The sequence below is a fragment of the Streptomyces fuscigenes genome, from assembly GCF_021556455.1.
GTDB classification, from domain to species: Bacteria; Actinomycetota; Actinomycetes; order Streptomycetales; family Streptomycetaceae; genus Streptomyces; species Streptomyces fuscigenes.
Genome location: NZ_JAKGCV010000576.1, coordinates 1 through 2,944, shown reverse-complemented (window position 1 = coordinate 2,944; position 2,944 = coordinate 1). Strand labels below are relative to the sequence as shown.

The following is a 2,944-nucleotide window of genomic DNA, read 5'->3' as shown; positions in this document are numbered from 1 at the left end:
CGAGGCCGAGGGCGCCGGTGCTGGGCGCGCGGGCGCGGGTACCGAGGGGCGGGCGACGGCGCCGGTGGTGGGCGCGCGGAGACGGGTACCGATGGGCGGGCGACGGTGCCGGTGGTGGGCGCGCGGTCGCGGGTGGCGACGATGGGTGACGGTGGCGGTGGTGGGCGCGCCGAAGGGGGACGTGGCCGCCGTCACGGCGCGGGGGCCCGGGAAATGAGCGGCGCGCCGGGGCTTCGCGGCGTACGGTCGCGGGATGCCGGGCACGCCGGCCGCTCACCGGCCGTGATCCCACCGGGCCCGCCCGGTCCCTCGACCGCCCCGGCCCCTCACCCCGGAAAGACGTGGTTCCGATGACGTCCGTCGCCGTTCTCTCCGACATCCACGGCGTGCTGCCCGCGCTGCGCGCCGTGCTCGCCGAGCCCGACGTGGCCGCCGCGGACCGGATCGTCGTCACCGGCGACATCGCCGCAGGACCCCAGCCCCGGCAGGTGCTCGACGTGCTGCGGGGGCTCGGCGACCGGGCCCTGTGGGTGCGCGGGAACGCGGATCGCGAGCTGGTCGAGTACCGGCGCGGCCCGCGCGCCGGCCTCCCCCTCGCGGACCCGATCGACCCCTGGGCCGCCGAGCAGCTGACCGAGGACGACCTCGACCTCCTCCAGTCGCTGCCCCTCAGCGTGGTCGTGGACGACGTCCTGTTCTGCCACGCGACGCCCCGCGACGACACCGAGATCGTGCTCGTCGACTCGCCGCTCCACCGCTGGGCCGAGGTGTTCGGGGCGCTCGACCCCGCCGTGCGCGGGGTGGTCTGCGGGCACACGCACATGCCCTACGTGCGGCTCGCGCACGGCCGGCTCGTCGTCAATCCCGGGAGCGTCGGCATGCCGTACGGGCGCCCCGGCGCGCACTGGGCGCTCCTCGGGCCGGGCGGCAGCCGAGGCGGCGTGCAGCTGCGGGTCACCGGCTACGACGCGGAGGCGGCCGTCGCGGAGGTCGTCGCGGACTCCACGTACCCGGACGTCGCCGAGTGGGCCGACTACTTCCTGCACGCGCGGGCCACGGACGCCGAGGCGCTGGGCACCTTCTCGCCGGGCGCGGCCGCGTCGTAGGCCCCGTCGCCGCGAGCGGCGGCACGGCCGCTGATCCGCCGGGCCACTGAGCCGCGCGGCTCGGAACCCGGGCTCGGGGCCCTGCGGGAGCGGTAATTGCGTTGCCCGGGTCGCGAGGGCACTGCCACGCTGCCGGGCATGACCGACGACGCTCTCCCTGCGGCACCCGACGCCACGCACGCGACCGGGCCGGCCGACGCCACCCGCGTCCCCCTCGCCGACGGCGCCCCGGCGGCCGGGACACCCGCCCGGACGGGCGACGCACACGGCGTGGCCTCGCTCTTCTCGCGCGGGCGGCTCGTCTCCGTGCCGCGCAAGCAGGCGCGGCGCGAGCAGCTGCTGCGGCATCTGGCCGGGACGCTGTTCGAGCCCGGACGCGCCTACAGCGAGCGCGAGGTCAACGCGGCGCTCCTCGGGGTCCACGACGACTTCCCGGCGCTGCGCCGCCACCTCGTGACCTCCGGGCTGCTGGAGCGCACGCGCGACGGCAGCAGCTACCGGCGCGCCTCCTGAGACCGCGCCCGGGCCGCCACGGGCCCGGGCAACCGAGCCGCCGGGCAACCGAGCCGCCGTGCGCCCGGGCCCCGGGCGCCCGGACCCCCGCGGCCTGGGGGCGGGCGGGAAACCCCCGGGACTCCCCGATCCGCCCGGAATTCAGCCACCGGCATTCCTGCGTTCAACGGCTTCCGAGTTCCTCCGCCGAGGCGCGGCGGCAATGCCCGGAGCGCCGCCTTTTCGCGGAATTATGCCGTCCGGATTGTCCTTGTCGACCTGCCCGGCCGCGTTCTAATCTGACGCCGCGCCACGTGTGGGCCGGGTCGGGAAATCGCCCGCCTTTCCTGGTGCATTCGGCGTGTTTTCGACGTGGGAATGCCGGTGGCGCCGGGCCGCCCTTCCCCCTTGCCCCGAGGAGTCCCTGTGCGCGGCACGCAGTCACCGACGGTTGGATCCGGGGGAGCGGCACCCCGCACTAGGCGGTCCGGACGGCTCGGCCGGCCGTTCGCGGCCGGCGCGATCGGCGCGGCGCTGCTGGTCGTCGCCATCCCGGCGGACGCCAGGGCGGACGTCCTCCAGCTCCTGCCGCAGAACGCGGACGGCCTGGAGCAGTCGTTCTCGCCCGCCTACGACTACGACACGGACGGCTGCTACGCCACGGCCGCGATCGGCGCCGACGGGACGCTCAACCCGGGGCTGAAGCTGGGCGGTGACGTCAACGGCCACTGCCACGATCCCGCCCAGCTGGCCAACGCCAACACCTACTCCCGCGAGAAGTGCAACAACGACTGGTGCGCGGTCGTGTACGCGAGCTACTTCGAGAAGGACCAGGCCACGCTCGGCCCGGCCGCCATCGGGCACCGCCACGACTGGGAGCACGTCGTGGTGTGGATCAACGCCAACCAGGTCAAGTACGTCTCGGTCTCCCAGCACGCCGGCTACAAGGTGGCCCCGGCCTCGGACCTCCGCTTCGACGGCACGCACCCGAAGGTCGTCTACAACAAGGACGGCGCGTCGACGCACGATTTCCGTTTCGCGAACAACAACGACGAGCCGCCGGAGAACTCCACCGGAAACTGGTTCTATCCGCGCCTTGTCGGGTGGAACGGATATCCGGCGGGATTCCGTGACAAGCTCATGAACGCCGATTTCGGCGACGCCACCATCAAGATCAACGACGCGCGTTTCGACGACGCGCTGGCCAACTCGGAGCCCGCGGGAATTCCGTTCGACCCGCGCGCCTGAGAGACCCGGGGCGCGGTGTCGCCCTCGCGCACGGCTCGGCATGCGCCGGCGGCGTTCCGGGGCCCGCGCCCGGGCGCGGCGCGGGTGCGCGCGGCCCG

The 2,944-nt window shown here is 75.0% G+C and carries 3 protein-coding genes; all 3 read left to right on the top strand.

The window, feature by feature from the left end:
- Window positions 1-350 precede the first annotated feature (350 nt).
- The 3 genes from L1885_RS26485 (at window position 351) to L1885_RS26475 (ending at window position 2,846) form a co-directional block, all read left to right on the top strand.
- A complete protein-coding gene (locus tag L1885_RS26485; protein WP_235799691.1) occupies window positions 351-1,106 on the top strand; it encodes a metallophosphoesterase family protein in 756 nt (251 codons plus the stop codon).
- Window positions 1,107-1,376: 270 nt separating this feature from the next.
- Entirely contained in the window at window positions 1,377-1,619 is a 243-nt protein-coding gene (locus L1885_RS29285; RefSeq protein ID WP_235799692.1) for a DUF2087 domain-containing protein, read from the top strand.
- Window positions 1,620-1,976: 357 nt separating this feature from the next.
- Window positions 1,977-2,846 (top strand): NPP1 family protein, encoded by an 870-nt coding sequence (locus L1885_RS26475; RefSeq protein WP_268984555.1) that lies wholly within the window; start codon window positions 1,977-1,979, stop codon window positions 2,844-2,846.
- Window positions 2,847-2,944 lie beyond the last annotated feature (98 nt).

Coding starts and splice junctions, on each gene's coding strand:
- L1885_RS26485 (WP_235799691.1), top strand. CDS start 351: ATGACGTCCGTCGCCGTTCTCTCCGACATCCACGGCGTGCTGCCCGCG.
- L1885_RS26475 (WP_268984555.1), top strand. CDS start 1,977: ATGCCGGTGGCGCCGGGCCGCCCTTCCCCCTTGCCCCGAGGAGTCCCT.